The following is a 17050-nucleotide window of genomic DNA, read 5'->3' as shown; positions in this document are numbered from 1 at the left end:
TTTTACAAGTCGCTGTATAACTGTAAGTACCGGCTGTGGTTGAGGGAACAGTCAGTGTGCTGCCTGTTGAGCCACCTGTCCAGCTGATAGTGCCACCTGTACAACCTGTCGCTGTCAAGGTCGCTGTCTCATTCAGACAGACTACCACATCTTTTACCTCAATGCTTACGCCCGGATTTACTGTTACTTTTCCTGAAGCTATAGCTGAACACTCTTTACCATTGGTCGTTACTTTACAGGTAGCAGTGTATGTGCCTGTTGCATTTACACTTAAGGTTGAACCATTTGGCGTACCTCCACCAGACCAGGTGATTGTTCCTGTACAACTACTTGCCGTTAAAGTACCTGTTTCTCCTGCGCATAGCGTAAGGTCATTTACTGTAATTGTTGGTAATGGATAGGTCATTACTTTTCCTTCAGCCTGTGCTGTACATCCATTACTTGCTGTACAAGTAGCCGTATAAGTAGTTGTACCTGCAGCAGTTGGTTTAACAGATAATGTACTACCACTTGGTGTACCACCACCTGACCAACTTACTGTACCACTACAGCCAGTAGCAGTTAAGACTGCTGTCTCACCTAAACATATCTTTACAGTATTTACACTGACTGATGGATTAGGTTTAGCTGTAAGTGTTACCTGAAGCGTTTTAATACAATCAGTAGCGTTTTTATCTCTGATAGAGATGGTGTAGCTACCTGCCGGTAATGAGAATATATTTGAAGCCTGCCAGATATTATTGCCACTGCTATATTCATAACTTCCGCTTCCACCTGTGGCAGTTACTGTAACGGTTCCGTTGGTCTGTCCACACTCAATATCTGTTTTTACCAAAGAGCCTCCCACTGCATCATAACAGGTTGTAAGCACTACTGTATCAAATTTCAATGCTCTTCCATAGCTATAACCCACAATCCTGATTTTTGTAGCACCACTTGGGGCTTCCATAGAGATCGGAGAAATTGCTACTAAATTCGACCCATTATAAGCATTGGTAATAGTAGCTTTAGAAGAAGTTCCTATTACAGTATTACTTGCGTTTAAGAACTCGAAGTAAATCTGTGCTTTATAAGACGAATTACTTGCATTGTGCGTAGCGGCTATGGCAGAGAGGGTATAATGCTTACCAGCTACAACATTGCTTGTAATGGTCTGATAAATTTTATACGGCCCTACAGCATCTCCATTATTCAGGATAGCAAAGCTCCCCGAATTAGCATTTGATGAGCGTTCAAATGGTGTGCCTGAATTTTCCAGTACCCAGTCATTTGAACTGATAGCTGTATCGAAGTTAGGATTCTTTACAAAATTGTTAGATACGCAGATACATGGCGTACAGTTTAATGTAATAGACTTGTTTGTCTTACAGGCAGCAGTACTTGTATTTTTATCTTTTACATAGATAGTATAGGTACCTGAGGCTAAATTTGAAAAAATATTTGATGACTGCCAGGTACTATTATTTAAACTATATTCATAATCACCACTGCCACCGTCTGCTGAGGCAGTAATAGTTCCTTTATTCTGACTACAGTTGGGGTCAGCCGTTAAAGAAAGTGTGATAGGGTCATAACAGGCAGTTAATACTACATTATCAAATTTCAAAGCCCGACCTTTTGAGTAACCCACTATCCGGATTTTATTGGTATTATCCGGTGCTGTATAAGTAATGGTAGAAATAGGCAGTAAGCCGTCTTCATCCATATCATTTACCACATTGAACTTAGCTGATGTACCAAGGAGTGAATTACCATTATAGAACTCCATGTATATCTGTGATCTTACAGAACTACCACTTGGAGGATTATGTGTGGCAGCAGTAGCATTTAATGAATATTTTACATTATCTACTACACCATTCTCTATCAAATAATAAGCAAAGGTATCACCTCCCCCATTTCCGTTATCAGTATTATTCAGAATAACAAAGCCACCAGATTGAACACCAAAATCAATAGACGATGGGCTCTTCGTCCAACCGTTCGTATTGACTGCTGCAAAATCTCCATTACTTACAAAAGTATTGGAGATACAATTGGTACAACATTCAACAGGTTGTGTTTTGAAAGAGAAATCTGTATAACACGCATCTTTTCCACCCCAAACACGTACAGTATAATTGGTATTAGGTTTGAGGTTTTTAAAGGTAATGGTAGTTTCATTTTGCAGTAACGCAATATTTGAGCCTGCACCATAAATAGGAGTTGTACCATAACTTGTACCTTCTTTAATATCGGCCCTTATTTTTTCATTTGCATTATAAGTCAGGTTTGAAATGGTAACATAACCATTGTTGTTTGGATTAGAACCATTACAGGTTCCTCCACTATAACCTACGTTTACAGTATTAATTACAGGTGCATTGCATATACATTTAAAGTTACCGCAAACAAACGTGATAGATTTACCAGACACTCCTGCCTGATAGTCGATGTATGTTCCGAAACCTTGGTTGGAACCATTACTTAGTGAATTATAGGTAATCTTGGTAACACAGTCTCCGGCAAATGTAGTAACATATATATCACCCCCTGGACCGAATGCTATATCAAAAGGGTTAACATCTCCCTGACTTGCATTACCATCATGACTTGCGGGTGCCGGAAAGTAGTAAGTACCTAAAATTGTTCCATCGTTGGCATTATACTTCATCAGACGGTCAGCCTGATTATTACCATTGGCCAAAACTGCCCATAGAGTTCCGTCAGGTCTGAAAGTAATACCTCTATAATAAAATCCTGAAGGTGCTGTTCTGATTAAAGTACTTGGGCCTGAAAGATTAGCATCGATTCTTTCAATTGTACTTGCACCTTTACCAAATTGCCAGTTGGTTGTAAAATATACTCTTCCTGAATTTGAATTACCGCTGATAGTTGGGTGAATGGCTACTCCCCAAAATTCTTTGGCTTCACTATTTTTAGCATTCGCTTTAGCAAAAGTAGCTACAACAGCTCTGGGGCTTGTATTAACACTAATCTTAAAAACTTTATTATAAGTAGTTACATATAAGAAGTTATAGTCTTCAGATAAAGTAGCATCTAATAAATCCTCACCATCAAGTTTGATAGGAGTTTCAAAAGACGCTGTACTATAGTTATAAACACGCACTTCTCCCTGATTACAACAGGTAGCTATATAGGCAATATTTCTGGTAGGGTCTACACACATTCCTTCTCCACCTCCACCGCTTTCAAATTTACAGGTGGTGAGACTGCTGCTGCCAAACTGATACACATCAGTACGGGCAGTCTGAGTACCATTTTTATCGACAAGTTCTCCTACCAACATGTAATATTTATCACAGTTGAGCGGAGCGTTTTGCGCATGGGTTATTGAGGTAGTAAACCATGAGAATAATACAGCCATAAAAGCCGTGATATATCTCCCTGCCATCAGACGCTGCGCCCGCGCTTTGTTGCGCTGAGAGGTATTGTCAGAGACAGGAGCTAAAGCAGGCTCGTAAAGTAAGCCTTTTAGCTTTAAAGGTAATAATAGGTGGATTAAAGTCATTAGCAAAGTATCTGACTTTCTGAAGATGAAAGTTCTGCTAACACTTGTGAACCAAGATGTAAAATTTCTCATGGTAATTGTAATTGTTACACTCAATAGTTATATAATATAAAAAGACCTTAACGGTCAGATTTATTCAAAAATGAATTTAGCCTTGCCAGGGCAAAGCATTTACGTTGTTGCCAATTTTACTTCCTTCTTTCAGACCTACCTCGTTATCATGACAGGTATGAATACCGCCGTACATACGGGCATCGGCCGTCTCTACAGCTACCTGCCAGAATGAACTGAATTTCCGGGCTTTATATTCTACCACACGTTGGGTATCCATCGGTCTGCCTACGTGTGAATCGTCTATTAATTTGAAAGGGTTACCATATATACCGGCAAGAACTGTTGCTGTTGCGGCTGCCTGTGCGGCATGCCCCGAATAAAAAGCCGGGAAAGGAGGTTCAGGCCAGTACAAATCCCAAAGGGTGGCTATGTTATAAAAAATAAAATACCAGGGGCGTTGCGCATGGTAATAATATTTGCATTTCCAGCAGTTAATAAAAGCATCAGCTACGGCCATCCCTACTTTTGCGTAAGTCTGCGTAGCTTTGAAAAAATCTGCTTTGGCAGTAACAATAGTAATAGTAGCTAAATTATAAGAATGTCCCGGAGGCGAAAACGTCTCGGTTGGGTCATCGCCCCACCAGTTGGCAATTTCTTTTTGCTCCTGCGTTAGTGTACTTCTCATTTTGTACACTTCATACATCTGATTGTAGTAGTCAGAATCTTTCAGGTAGCTATAAGGGATTTTTTTAGGAATTTCTAATTGACCATTGGCAGAAATGAAGGTGCGATTCTTACCCCAGTATGGGTGCAAAGGCAAAGCTACCGGAGATTGTCCCTTAGGTGGCGCCTGCCATAAACCATCTTCTTTAGGTAAAGCGTAGGTACTATCAAAATTACGTTTGTAGCCTTGGTAGCCGCCATCAATTTTTGACCACTCGAAAATGGCCTTGGCAATTTCCTGACCGTATCTGGCAGAACGCTCGGCTACTTCTTTATTTGCTTCTGAATTGTAGATGGAATTTTCTAACGAATCAATGCTGGCTTTGTTAGCGGCAGGAGTATGTTCGTACAATTGTTTTAAAAGATATGCCTGACCTGCATTCAGGGCAAGTGCCCAGTTATACTTCAAATCTTTATCCGGTTGTGGCAATACAGCCAATCCATTCAACTGACCTGCTAAAGATTTATATGCGGTATTACCATGCACAACACTTTCGTACATAGTCAGACCCATGTAACCTAACGAGCGAGAACCATAAGTAGGGGATCCTCCTTTCGTGCCTTTCAGAATTTTCAGAGTCATTTTGCCCCATTTTACGGGAACTTCTGCACTCAACACATTTTTTTCTGATATTTTCTGAACAGATTGATTTCTATCATTCGCACGAGCGACAATACAACCCATTACCATTGTGGTGGTAATAAGTAATTGTACCATGAGGTGTGATAAAGGTTTAATCTTCATTTTAAATAGTATATCTCAAAAATTCACTCAAATTCTAATTCGGCAGAAAAATCAATTCATTTTCCTGTCTTGAATTACCATTGGGATATTACTACGAGTACAAAAGCTTTGGAGAGCAGATTGTGAAGAAACTTTAGCAGCATACACACGATTGTCTGTAAACATCAACTTACCTAAAACCCCTAAGGTTTCAGAGTTAACAATTGATAGAAGGTTCAGAATAGAAGAAACAGATGCACAGCATCTACCCATAAAGGTATAACTTTTCTTCATCGTGTAAAATAGTAAAGGTTCACTCAATAGTAAAAATGTATCTGGAATTCAACTAATATAAATTAGGTATTCAATGCTTTTTGATATAGACGATAATAATTGGGACACGTCACAAAGGCAGGCTCACTCAAACAATTATTATTCTTCACTTTTGGTTGTTACGAAAAAAATCAGCAAATAAACACACTATTCGCATGTACTGGCATAGTATTTGTGATACTAAGATACGGGATTTAACTAAATCCGTGCCAAAACAATTCTTTACTGACTTTATTTCTATGCTGTACTAAAACCCTCTGAAATAGCTTCTTTTCACTCAATATAAATACTGTACTTTCAGGTTCATACAACGATTGTCTTTTAAAGAGTGCAAAAATCGTGCTAAAAAAGTTGCACGGCTATGCAATCATTAAAAACGTTATAAAATTTTATTACCAGCGCATTTCATCTTTATATTTGTGTTCTAATCAAACCGACACATTGTGAAACTCTGGCAAAAGGAAAGCAGTAAAAATACTTCAGAAATTAATGTAATTGAAAACTTTACGGTTGGGAACGACCGTGAGATGGATTTGTACCTGGCAGAGTTTGATGTACTCGGCTCAATGGCACATGCCATCATGTTAGAATCTATTGGCTTGCTTAAAGCCGATGAGTTAGGTAGTCTCTTAAAAGAGTGCCGAAAGATATACAATGATATTGTAAATGACAAGTTTTTGATAGAGAAAAATATCGAAGACGTACACTCTCAGGTAGAATGGTTACTCACTCAGGCATTGGGCGATACAGGTAAAAAAATTCATAGCGGCCGCTCACGTAACGACCAGGTTCTGGTAGATTTAAAACTATTCATGCGCCATCAGATACGTGTTATTATACAGAAAATTGAATGGGTGTTCAGGCACTTAATTGAAAAAAGCGAAATACATAAAGATGATTTATTGCCCGGCTATACCCACCTGCAAATTGCCATGCCTTCTTCATTCGGGCTATGGTTTGGGGCTTATGCCGAAAGTCTGGTAGATGATGTAAATATCTTACAGGGTGCTTATAAGGTTGTTAATAAAAATCCGTTAGGCTCCGGGGCAGGCTATGGGAGTTCGTTTCCACTGAACCGAACGCTTACTACTGAACTATTAGGTTTCGACGACCTTAATTATAACGTAGTATATGCACAGATGACAAGGGGTAAAACCGAGTATGTAGTTTTATCTGCCTTGACTTCTCTTGCCACTACCCTATCGCGTATGGCAATGGATATTTGTTTGTACAATTCACAGAACTTCGGATTCTTGACTTTACCTGATGATTTTACCACAGGTAGTAGTATTATGCCACACAAAAAGAATCCTGATGTGGCTGAGTTACTAAGAGCCAAAACCAACCGATTGAAAGGCTTACCTACTGAGTTAGCTTTTGTAACCAGTAATCTGCCAAGTGGCTACCATCGGGATATGCAGATTCTCAAAGAAATTCTGATGCCTGCATTCGACCAGGTTATTGAATGTCTGGATATTACGGCTATGATGTTACCGAATATTCAGGTAAAAGACGATTTGTTGGCAGATAAAAAATATGACCCGATTTTCTCGGTCGAAAGAGTAAATGAACTGGTCATGCAAGGGTTACCTTTCAGAGATGCCTACCTGCAGGTAAAAGACGAAATTTTCGGAGGCACCTACGAGGCACCAAGAGAATTAAACCATACCTTAGAAGGAAGTCTTGGCAACCTGTGTAATGGTGAGATTGTACAAATGATGAACGACGTGATTAAAAGTTTTGAATTTGAAAAAATTGATGCCGCATTTGTTAAACTCCTGAATTGGGGAGCAGACCAATAAGATACTATATATATAGGTAGGGGTATTGACGAACTAACCCCTTCGCTTAGATAGGCATTTGTATAGATTAGTTCATTGCCGGAAATAGATACATTTTCTACAATATTGGTATCATAAGGCCGGAAGTCTTTATCGGGCATAAATCCATTGGGTGGCAGAGACCATTGCTCGGTCAATTGATTATTTTCTGTAATTTTATAGATATGTATCCCATTGAAAAATTTCAGTAAATAATCATTGTTCTCTGAGTCCTTAACTCTGAAACTTCTGACATTATAATTGGCATTACTTGTCCAGTCCTCCAGTCTGGCATTTTCTTGGTCATTGGCTGGCTTATGGTAGAATTTCCAACCCTGATAAGTATAGAAGAAATAGTAATCGTGGTTATTTTTTGAGAAATAAATAAAAGAGAGTAGTTGAGCTTCGGGGTTACTTATGATATTTACTATGTGAGTATTATCTGCATAAATTTTATGTAACTCGTAATTTTGAGAGATGCTATTGTGCTTAATATAATGTAAGGTATTATCAATAATCTGAAAGGATATAATGCCATTCTCCCAGATTTTTACCTGATTCAAAGAATCTAACCAGCCAAAAGAGGAAACATTTACATTAGGCTGACCGGGTGTTTGTTTTATGTATTGAAAGTAAACCAATAATTTATTGGCAAACAGTTGGAGACCACGCAAGGAATCTCTTCCAATCGGCAGTTCATAGATTTTCTCTCCATCTGTTTTCCAGAATCTCCCAAAATAAATGTAACCATATTTCTTAATCGTTCGGTCATAGTAAATTTGTGGCGATTCTCCGAGGCTATCTTTCAGTAGCTTGGTTCCCTCTTTAGTCCCATCAGACACCCACAGATGAATAGCCTTTTCAGGCATATTGGCGTAGAATAAAAGTTTGCCAGAAAGGGTATCTGCGTAAACAGTTTTATTAACACTTCTGGTAGAAGCGTTTGCAAAATCAGTAATTTTCTCCTGAGCAAAAGTGAGGAATGGTAAAAATAAAAACCATCTAAGGAGTATAAGTCTTCGCATAAATTTAGCTTTATGCCCTTCTGACTTATTTTTCGCTTAGATGGTTGTAATGAGGTTTTATCTATTTCTTATCACTGACAGCTACTGCAATTTTAGAATCGGCCGTGCCATAATAAAGAAACCAGCGGTCTTTAAAGTTTACCAGACCCTCTACAAAAACTACATTGTTTACTTGTCCGGTTAATTCATAAGGTTTGTCAGGCTCAAAGAAAAAGGTTTTCGAGCGGTCTATAATTTTCGTTGGGTCGTTTTTATCAAACAATACCTGCCCGGCTCTATAGGCATTTTTGGTATCAGTTGCCTTATTCTGAAAACCCTTATTGGCACTATTATAAATCAACAGGATACCTTTATCGGTTATAAAAGCCGCAGGGCCTGACTCTACCAACCAGCTATCAAAATTATCGTCTCTTGGTTTTACTATTGGTTTAGGCTTACCTGTTTCATCTTCTAAAATCGTCCAGTCAGTCAGGTTGTCCGAGCTTGCCAGAAATAAATTGGTATCTCCAAAATACATCCAGTATTTATCATTGATTTTCTTGGCAATAAATTTCTCGTTTACTTTCTCACAAATAATCGCCCCTGACTTCGACCACAGGCTTTCGTATTTGGCATCTTTAAAAGCCAATCCTTCTTTTTTCCAGTTCTGTAAATCAGGCGATGAGGCTACGCATAAGCGGGCGGTTTTACCATCATAGGCGGTATAGGTTAATATATATTTACCATCAGCAGTTTCTACCAGACGGGGATCTTCACAACCTCCCGGATACTCATATTTTTTCATAAAATCTTCTGCCGGATAAAACACAGGCTTAGGCTGACGGGTAAAATGAATACCGTCTTCGCTTACTGCTAAACCCAGGCGAGAAGTACCATCTACTACTTTCAGCGTGTCTTCGGCTCTGTATAGCAAATACACTTTTCCGTCTCTTACTACTGCCGATGGGTTATAGACATCTTTTGCCTCCCAGTTAATGGTTCTTTTTAAAATAGGGTCGTCAAAGGTAGTGGTATCATTAGCACTTAAAACGGGGTTGTCGGCATCTTGCTTTACAAAAGGCACTAATTGCCAGTCTTGTTGTTCGGTTTTATTTTCGCAGGCTGCCAGGCAGATAGAAAGAATGAAAAGGTATTTTTTCATAGATTTGTATTTTCGGTGAATAGAAGTTTTAATAAATAATGGTGTTGTATCCTTCGTCCAAATATATAGACAATCTTAATAAAACTAAAATGCTACGATTAATCTTTCTCTTCTCCTTCCTGTTAAGTACTCCTTTACTGGCTCAAGAGCGTTTAATTATGATAGGTGGCGGCAAACGCACGCCTGATGTAATGACAAAATTCATTGAATTGAGTGGCAAAGAAAACGGAAAAATATTAGTTATTCCTTGGGCAAGTGGCGTGCAGGACGAAAGTTTTGATGCTTTTAATAAAGATGTTGCAGCCCTTTCAACAATCAAGGTTGAAAAAGCTTCTTTGTCACCACTCACGCCCGAAACCAAAGCTATCTTTCTGAATCAGTTAAAATCAGCGACAGGCGTATTTTTTTGTGGAGGAGACCAGACTCGGATTATGGCAGTATTGCAGGATGAAGAATTATTTAATGCCTTGCATGCCCAATATAAAAACAAAGTAGTATTTGCCGGAACCAGTGCCGGAACTGCTATTATGAGTCAGAAAATGATTACGGGTGAGGGTGATTTTAAAGTGATTGACGGCTCAAAAGTAGAAATAAAAAAGGGTTTGGGGCTACTAAGCAATATCATTGTTGACCAGCACTTCATTAAACGCCAGAGACAAAACCGCCTGATTGGCTTGATATTCCAGAATCCTGAATTATTGGGTGTGGGTATCGACGAAAATACGGCTGTGTATGTAGAAGACAACCGCATAGCCGAAGTAATGGGCGAGAGCCAGGTCATGATTTTTGAAGCAGAAAAGAACCGTAATGAAATGAAATTTCTGCTTTTGGCAAAAGGCGAGAAGTTTGACTTAGCCAAACGTAAACGTGTAAAATAGCTGAAACGAAAGATTTATTTCGGTACACAAAAGACATTTTTCTTACCTTTGCAGCAAAAACCAATTATAGATGAGTACCGACCGTTATATGCAGCGCGGTGTTTCTGCCGCTAAAGAAGATGTTCACAAGGCTATTGAAAAGCTCGACAAAGGATTATTCCCAAAGGCTTTCTGCAAAATTTCACCTGATACGCTGGGCGGAGATGCTGAGTATTGTAACATCATGCATGCCGACGGTGCAGGTACTAAAACTTCTCTGGCTTATTTATACTGGAAAGAAACCAGAGACCTATCGGTCTGGAGAGGAATTGCTCAGGACTCTATCGTGATGAATACTGATGATTTGCTATGTGTAGGTTCGGTAGGCCCAATGCTAATCTCGTCAAGTATCGACAGAAACAAAAACAAGATTCCGGGAGAAGTAATTGCCGAAATTATCAACGGTACGGAGGAATGTTTAGAGATGCTTCGCAGTCATGGCATTGAGATATACAGCACAGGTGGCGAAACGGCCGATGTGGGAGATTTGGTAAGAACCATTGCCGTAAACAGCACATTGATTGCCCGCATGAAAAGATCTGACGTAATCTCTAATGACCGGATAGCAGCGGGTGATGTAATTGTAGGTCTGGCTTCTTACGGACAGGCCACTTATGAAAAACAATACAATGGTGGTATGGGAAGCAATGGGCTAACCTCTGCCCGGCACGATGTATTAGATAAAATCTATGCCGAAAAATATCCTGAAAGTTTTGACGGCGATATTGATTTTTCACTGGTATATAGTGGCAAAAAATCATTGACTGATGCTACTGCCACAGAGCCTTACAATGCGACACTTGATAAAGAAACCTTAGATACATTGCCCGACGTAGGTAAATTGATCTTATCTCCTACCCGCACTTATGCCCCGGTAGCCAAGGTATTTTTAGATGAACTTCGCCCACATATTCATGGTATGGTGCATTGCAGTGGTGGAGCGCAAACCAAGGTTCTACATTTTATCGATAAACTCCAAGTGATTAAAGATAACCTTTTCCCGATTCCGCCTTTGTTTAAAATGATTCATGAGCAAAGTGGTACCAGCTGGCAGGAAATGTATAAGGTATTTAATATGGGGCATCGTTTAGAAGTATATCTGCCGAAAACATACGCTCAACGTATCATTGAAATTGCCCAGTCTTTCAATATTGATGCACAGATTATTGGCAGAGTAGAGCCGTTTGCTACCAAGCAAGTAACTATTCAGAGTGAGTTTGGGAAGTTTGTGTATTAAGACAAAAAACCTAATGACTTTAGTTTCTATTTTGCTTCAAGATATATTTTCTTAACGATGTCCTCTGTTCCGCCGGTGGCATTATTTTGAAATGCAATTACGCCAGTTTTATCAATTGGGTTAAATAAAAGATAAGTAGTAATACCGGGGTCTCCACCACTATGACCCCATAATGAAATAGTTTCTTTAGCTACGATATTCTCAAATTTTTCCCAGCATAAACCTCTATGCTTGTTTCCATCAATTTGCAAGGTAAGCATTTTTGAAATAGTAGTTTCATTCAGAATTTTGACATCATTAAGTTTACCCCCATTTATCATAGCTCTTAAAAAATAAGATAATTCTCTTATGCTTGTTCTGATAAGTCCATCAGGGTAGTTCGGAAAACTATATAAGCAATAAGGCACAAAACTACCGACTTTAAATTCAGATTCTGCTGAAAATAATTCTTTGTTTTCTAATAGCTCATTTCTATTCTCTTTGGTAACAAAAGCATAAGGAATAATATACTTACTTATATCCACTTCATTGAGCATCCAGCCTGTTTTGATCATGCCAAGAGGTCTGAAAATGAAATCTCGGCAATAAATATTAAAAGGTTGTTTAGAAACCTTTTCTACAATAAGCCCTAAAAGCCCGAAAGCAACATTTGAATATTCTTCTTTTTCTCCCGGTGCGAAATCATGGAAATTATCCCCACTACCAAAGAATTTACCTTTATTGTTAAGGTTGCCATATATCCAGTCATGAAGGTTCGTGGTTGGGTCTCCGCAGGAATAGCTTTCACCGTATGCTTTCCCGTCAAGGATAGATGAAGTATGCGTTAATAATTGAAAAACAGTAATAGGCTTATCAGGGAATTTCGGGTTTCTGACTGTAAACCCTATATAATCATTTACGTCTGCCTCTAATTTTACCTTTCCTTTTTCCCATAGTTGCATGATGGCCGTAGCGGTAAAAGTTTTTGAAATGGAACCTATATTCATAATTCCATCAATGCTCATGGGTATTCTCTTTTCAACATTGGCTTGTCCGAAAGTTTTTGACCAGATAATTCTATCATTTTCAATCTTACATGCAGCAAATCCCGGTATATACCGCTCAACCATAAAACTCACTATTGAGCTATCTAAATGGCTTCTCTGAGAGAAGCCATTAGATTGAATCAAAAAAAACAGAATTGCAGATTTTCCTAAAAGACGGACAATAGAGTAATAAGTTTTAAGAAGCATATCTTTATAATTGAATGTATGTTTTAAACAGGCTATATTTTTCTATCAAAGCTTCACTATTTCAACGGCTCCGTTTTTTCCTTTTTCGCCGTATTTTCTTACAGACTGATTGATACTTAATGCTTTTACAGAATAATTACCCTCTGAAAGTTTTATATCTTTATCCATCGGCACCTCTTCTCCATCAATCACTAAGTAATATACCTCACCCAAAAAAGAAACCGTACCTGTGGCATTAAACTTATCCTTTCCAAACTTTGCTTTCATCGCAATACCCTTCATATAAACCTGATGATTCTTAGACGACCAGGATATTTTTGAGGCATTAAAAATCCCTTCTCCTTCTTTTCTTTTTACTACAAATTCATCTTGCGGTTCCTGAATCTTAGGCTCTTGAAAATGAATATCTGGCAGTTTCAAATCTGACCCAAGTTTAAATCTTGGGTTTGCGGAAGAATCAAATCCCATACTGGTGGCTCCTGCCAATAATAGTGCGCTTACTGTGTTTAACCTTTTCATATCTGTATTATTTAAATTGTTTTCATCAGGTATGATGGCATTATCAACAATAGTTGCACTGGTAGAGTCAGAATTTTGAGATATATTGATAGGTGTTGTATTTTTGTTTTGAAAAGTGATTATACTATCCTGCTTGTCTGCCTTTGTTTCTATCGCTTTTTTATCGTCAGCAAGGCTTACCTGCATTGTCAATTCTTTCTCTAATCCGTTTTTAGGTTCTTGTTGAGAGGAAACTACCACCACAAATAAACTGACTGCCACACCTCCCAGGACTACACCAGACCCTATAAAACTCTTTGAAACAACAGGATAAGGATTAAATTTGGGTATCGGCCACGAATTCGAATCATAAGCATCTGTTTTCAGGAAATTAGTTGGTTCTAATTCAAAATTACAGAAGGCTTTCTGATAGGTTTTGTCTATATTCCAGATTTTTATTGGTAAAAAGAAAGCAAAAACTGTTCGTTCTTTTTCTTTTTTAGCCAATAATATGCTTCTGATTTTCTTTCTTGCTCTGGCCAGATGTGATTTAGATGTATTTTCATTGATGCCTAACTCTTGTGCTATTTCAGCATGACCGAATTTATCAATCACAAAAAGATTGAATACCATCTTATGATGTTCAGGCAATTGATTGATGGCATCTAATAATTCTTCTTCGCTGAAATCCGTTGTCAATGCCTCTTCATTTGATTCCATGTTTTCATTTTCATATTGTATCCATTCATTATGATACTCCTTTTTCTTTTGTTCTCTTAAATACTGCAAAGCCACATTTACTGCTATCTTTCTCAGCCAGGCATCAAAATGCCCTTCGCCTCTGAAACCTGCCGATTTATCAATGGCATTTAGAAAAGCATCATGCGCCAGGTCTTCGGCCAATTGCTTATCTCGCACATAGCGATAGCAAACGCCAAGCATTTTACCAATATTCTGTTTATAGGCAATTTCCCAGAAATTCTGCGTCGGTTCAGTCATATCAGATTTTACTTTACGCTATGATGCACAAAATCTTAAAAGTTGCAGTTGAAAATAAACTTTTTTTGCTGATGCTATTTTAGGTATCCGGCAGGTTCATGTTTAACCACATTACTCAACCATTTACAGAGCAAAAAAAATGATTGAGTGGCACTACAATAATTATTCCAAATCTCTTTTTATATAAAGCCAGCTATATCTCAACTCATAAAACACTCATTATCAACAACTTATGTTTAATAATTTATATTTTCAAGAATATTCCTTTTAGCACGATTTTTGCATCCGCTTAATAATAAAGTTGATGAATCTATACTCGTGCCCCTATGAAGACAATTACTATTGGTGGATTACTATGCCTTTTGGTTTTTAATCTTTGTGCGCAAAGCTCTAAAAAATTATCAGAAACCGTTTATCGTAGCTTTTACAATCAGACTATTACTATCTACCCGGATAATCCTGATAAGATGATTAAAAAAAGACACGGTGTTTTTATTGACACAACGCAAAACTCTGTTTTCTCTCAGAACCTGATAGAGAAATTGGCTTTTGACGATTATCATGAATCCCTTATTCAGCGAGCCTGCCGGGATTTTAAAGCATCTAAAAAGATAAACGAATTATGGTCGTTTAAAAACGATCCATTGTTGAGTCAGGTTCCCAGAAAATGGTTTGAGGCACAAGAGCTCAATGGTACTACATATATTTTCTGCCCTAAAGTCTTAAAGAATCATTATTCTTTTACCATAACCGATTCAACAGTCTTAGTCAGTAAAGGTCTTGGGCCGGATACTTATTTTATCAAATCTGTTCAGAATTCTGCTAATGGTATTGTTATTGACTGTTTTCAGGGAGTAAAATTTACTATAAAAATTCTTAATGAGCAAACGAAGTTAGCTATCTGGAAAATGGAAAACAAAAGCCTTGATAATACCGTGCTTTATCGCTTGTCTGTTCCGGTCGATAGTTTTTCTCATTACAGCATGATTGTGAATCATAGTGCCGAAGATAAAATTCCTGATGATTTAATTTTTGATGAAATAGATTATGAAGGAATATTGTCTATGCCCAGCAACTTGTCAGTTCAGAGTTTTTTACCTACCGGTAACCGGTAACAGTATTAATAATTGATAATACCAGCTATTCAATAATTTCTACATAGATTCGTTACAGAATTTGAATTGTATTCTTTGTCCCTACATTACTACCTTATCACATCAATGAAGTATTTATTTTCAATCGTTTTTATTTTGACTGGACTATCGGTTTTTGCGCAGAATAAAGATGCTTATTCTTTAACTGTCAACGATTTTGATAATAAAATCAAAGCAATTGGTCCGACCGCTCAATTGGTAGATGTACGCACGCCTTCTGAATTTAGCATCGGTCATATCAAACGTGCAGCTAATATCAATTTTACTGATGATGATTTTGAAGAAGTAGCTAAAAAGAGATTAGATAAAAACAGGCCTGTACTTCTGTATTGTTTTTCAGGCAAACGGAGTACTGATGCTGCTGCCTTTCTAAAAACGATGGGGTTTAAAGAAGTATATGACCTTAATGGTGGGTTTGCCCAATGGACTGCTTCAAGTAAACCTTATGTATCAAGTACTACCGATACTAAACCTATTGCGGCTTTAACCTTACAGAACCTTGATGATATTGTAAAGTCAAATGAAGTAGTGTTGATTCATTTTTATACAGAATGGTGCGATGTATGTAAAAAAATGACTCCTTTGCTCAACAAAATTGCGGATGAAAACAAGCAAATAAAACTGCTGAAAGTTGACTCTGAGAAAAATGATATTGTAGCTTCGGTATTTAAAATAGAAGAAAGCCCTACTTATGTGATTATAAAAAAAGGCAGACGAACCTGGAGTGGCACAGGCGAAATTAGTGAGCAGGAATTAAAAGAGGTGTTATTGAAACTCAATAAGTTATAAAGCAAAACATGAGTCATCCCGAATTTTGGGACTGGTAAATAAAAAAAAAGAACCTTCTGGTTAAATTTGTGAATCACTACAAACACAAATCAATCAGGAGGTCTTTTTATGTTTACAATATTATCAAAAACTAAGCAAACACACAATAAGACAGGTGCTTTTCTTCTAAGTCAATCCAGTCAATATCTTCAAAGTATTCTCACAAAACTTGATTCTCAAATAGATAAGCGTCTAAGCCGTACATTTTTTGATTTATTTATGGCCATACTGGTTTTCCGCAATCAGAAAATGGGTTTATTATTAAGCGAGTTAGGGGCTTACATCTGTGGTTTTGCCCATGCCCCAGCAGGCACCAAACGCATCAGTAATCTACTTCGGAGTAAGAAATGGGAAAGTAAATTAGTTGACAATTTTTTGTTTGCAAAGGCCAAAGAACGCATCAGAGATTTACAGGCAAGAGGTCTTCGTCCACTGTTATTGTGGGATGATAGTCGGATAGAAAAACCAGAGTCTTGGTTCATGGAGGGCTTATGTAGTGTAGAAAGTAGCAAAGGGAAACGATTAACCAAAATCAAGAAAGGTTTTTACCATCCACCAGCCAGTCGGATTTGTGTACCAGGTTTTCATTGGACAGCTACGATGGTATCAGCTTTGGGAGAAATCCCCTCGGTGTGTCAAATGAGTTGGTGGACCAGTAGAGGTAAATACAAGGAATTGGCTTCGAATATCATGTTCCGAATGCTCAAAAAACTCAACAAGTCACTCATCGTAAAGGTTTTACATGTACTTGACAGAGGCTATGCTTCTGCATGGACTATTGAATGGATGATGCACTTTGAACAGGATTTTCTGGTTCGTTGGAAAAAGAATATTTTGCTCATTCATCCACAAAA

General features: G+C 38.0%; 11 protein-coding genes and 1 pseudogene. 6 read left to right on the top strand and 6 right to left on the bottom strand.

Annotated features, from left to right (window positions below):
- From EWM59_RS26140 to EWM59_RS26130, 3 genes are all read right to left on the bottom strand, one after another.
- On the bottom strand, positions 1–3511 hold a 3511-nt coding region (locus EWM59_RS26140), incomplete at its 3' end, for an NHL repeat-containing protein (RefSeq protein ID WP_510186010.1).
- A 148-nt stretch (positions 3512–3659) separates the two neighbouring features.
- Complete coding sequence (locus tag EWM59_RS26135) at positions 3660–5006, bottom strand: vanadium-dependent haloperoxidase (protein WP_229239437.1); 1347 nt, start codon at positions 5004–5006, stop codon at positions 3660–3662.
- Between the two features lie 78 nt (positions 5007–5084).
- Positions 5085–5306 (bottom strand): hypothetical protein, encoded by a 222-nt coding sequence (locus EWM59_RS26130; RefSeq protein ID WP_130024173.1) that lies wholly within the window; start codon positions 5304–5306, stop codon positions 5085–5087.
- Between the two features lie 482 nt (positions 5307–5788).
- Between EWM59_RS26130 and argH the strand changes: the two genes are divergently transcribed.
- The gene (argH, locus tag EWM59_RS26125) at positions 5789–7147 is read left to right on the top strand and encodes an argininosuccinate lyase (protein ID WP_130024172.1); all 1359 of its coding nucleotides are present in this window, start codon (positions 5789–5791) and stop codon (positions 7145–7147) included.
- 1104 nt (positions 7148–8251) lie between these two features.
- Here argH and EWM59_RS26115 read toward each other — a convergent pair.
- Complete coding sequence (locus EWM59_RS26115; RefSeq protein ID WP_130024170.1) at positions 8252–9331, bottom strand: glycoside hydrolase family 130 protein; 1080 nt, start codon at positions 9329–9331, stop codon at positions 8252–8254.
- An 89-nt stretch (positions 9332–9420) separates the two neighbouring features.
- Here EWM59_RS26115 and EWM59_RS26110 point away from each other — a divergent pair, with 89 nt between their 5' ends.
- Both EWM59_RS26110 and EWM59_RS26105 read left to right on the top strand, forming a co-directional pair.
- A complete protein-coding gene (locus EWM59_RS26110; RefSeq protein WP_165372307.1) occupies positions 9421–10209 on the top strand; it encodes a cyanophycinase in 789 nt (262 codons plus the stop codon).
- A gap of 70 nt (positions 10210–10279) precedes the next feature.
- Positions 10280–11485, top strand: coding sequence for an AIR synthase related protein (locus EWM59_RS26105; protein ID WP_130024168.1), 1206 nt, complete (start codon positions 10280–10282; stop codon positions 11483–11485).
- Positions 11486–11511: 26 nt separating this feature from the next.
- On the opposite strand, the gene EWM59_RS26100 is transcribed toward EWM59_RS26105, so the two are convergent.
- Together EWM59_RS26100 and EWM59_RS26095 are read right to left on the bottom strand one after the other, a co-directional pair.
- Positions 11512–12717: a serine hydrolase domain-containing protein gene (locus EWM59_RS26100; RefSeq protein WP_130024167.1), complete on the bottom strand. Its 1206-nt coding sequence runs from the start codon at positions 12715–12717 to the stop codon at positions 11512–11514.
- A 45-nt stretch (positions 12718–12762) separates the two neighbouring features.
- Entirely contained in the window at positions 12763–14214 is a 1452-nt protein-coding gene (locus EWM59_RS26095) for an RNA polymerase sigma factor (protein WP_130024166.1), read from the bottom strand.
- A 326-nt stretch (positions 14215–14540) separates the two neighbouring features.
- On the opposite strand from EWM59_RS26095, the gene EWM59_RS26090 reads away from it, so the two are divergent.
- The 3 genes and pseudogenes from EWM59_RS26090 to EWM59_RS28490 form a co-directional block, all read left to right on the top strand.
- Positions 14541–15329: a hypothetical protein gene (locus EWM59_RS26090; protein ID WP_130024165.1), complete on the top strand. Its 789-nt coding sequence runs from the start codon at positions 14541–14543 to the stop codon at positions 15327–15329.
- A 105-nt stretch (positions 15330–15434) separates the two neighbouring features.
- Positions 15435–16157: a rhodanese-like domain-containing protein gene (locus EWM59_RS26085; RefSeq protein WP_130024164.1), complete on the top strand. Its 723-nt coding sequence runs from the start codon at positions 15435–15437 to the stop codon at positions 16155–16157.
- Positions 16158–16415: 258 nt separating this feature from the next.
- A pseudogene (locus EWM59_RS28490) lies at positions 16416–17050 on the top strand (transposase); the annotation flags it as partial.

It is taken from the genome of Emticicia agri (assembly GCF_004168285.1).
GTDB lineage: Bacteria > Bacteroidota > Bacteroidia > Cytophagales > Spirosomataceae > Emticicia > Emticicia agri.
Note: the sequence above shows the minus strand (reverse complement) of the source record. Positions and strands in the feature narration are given on the sequence as shown.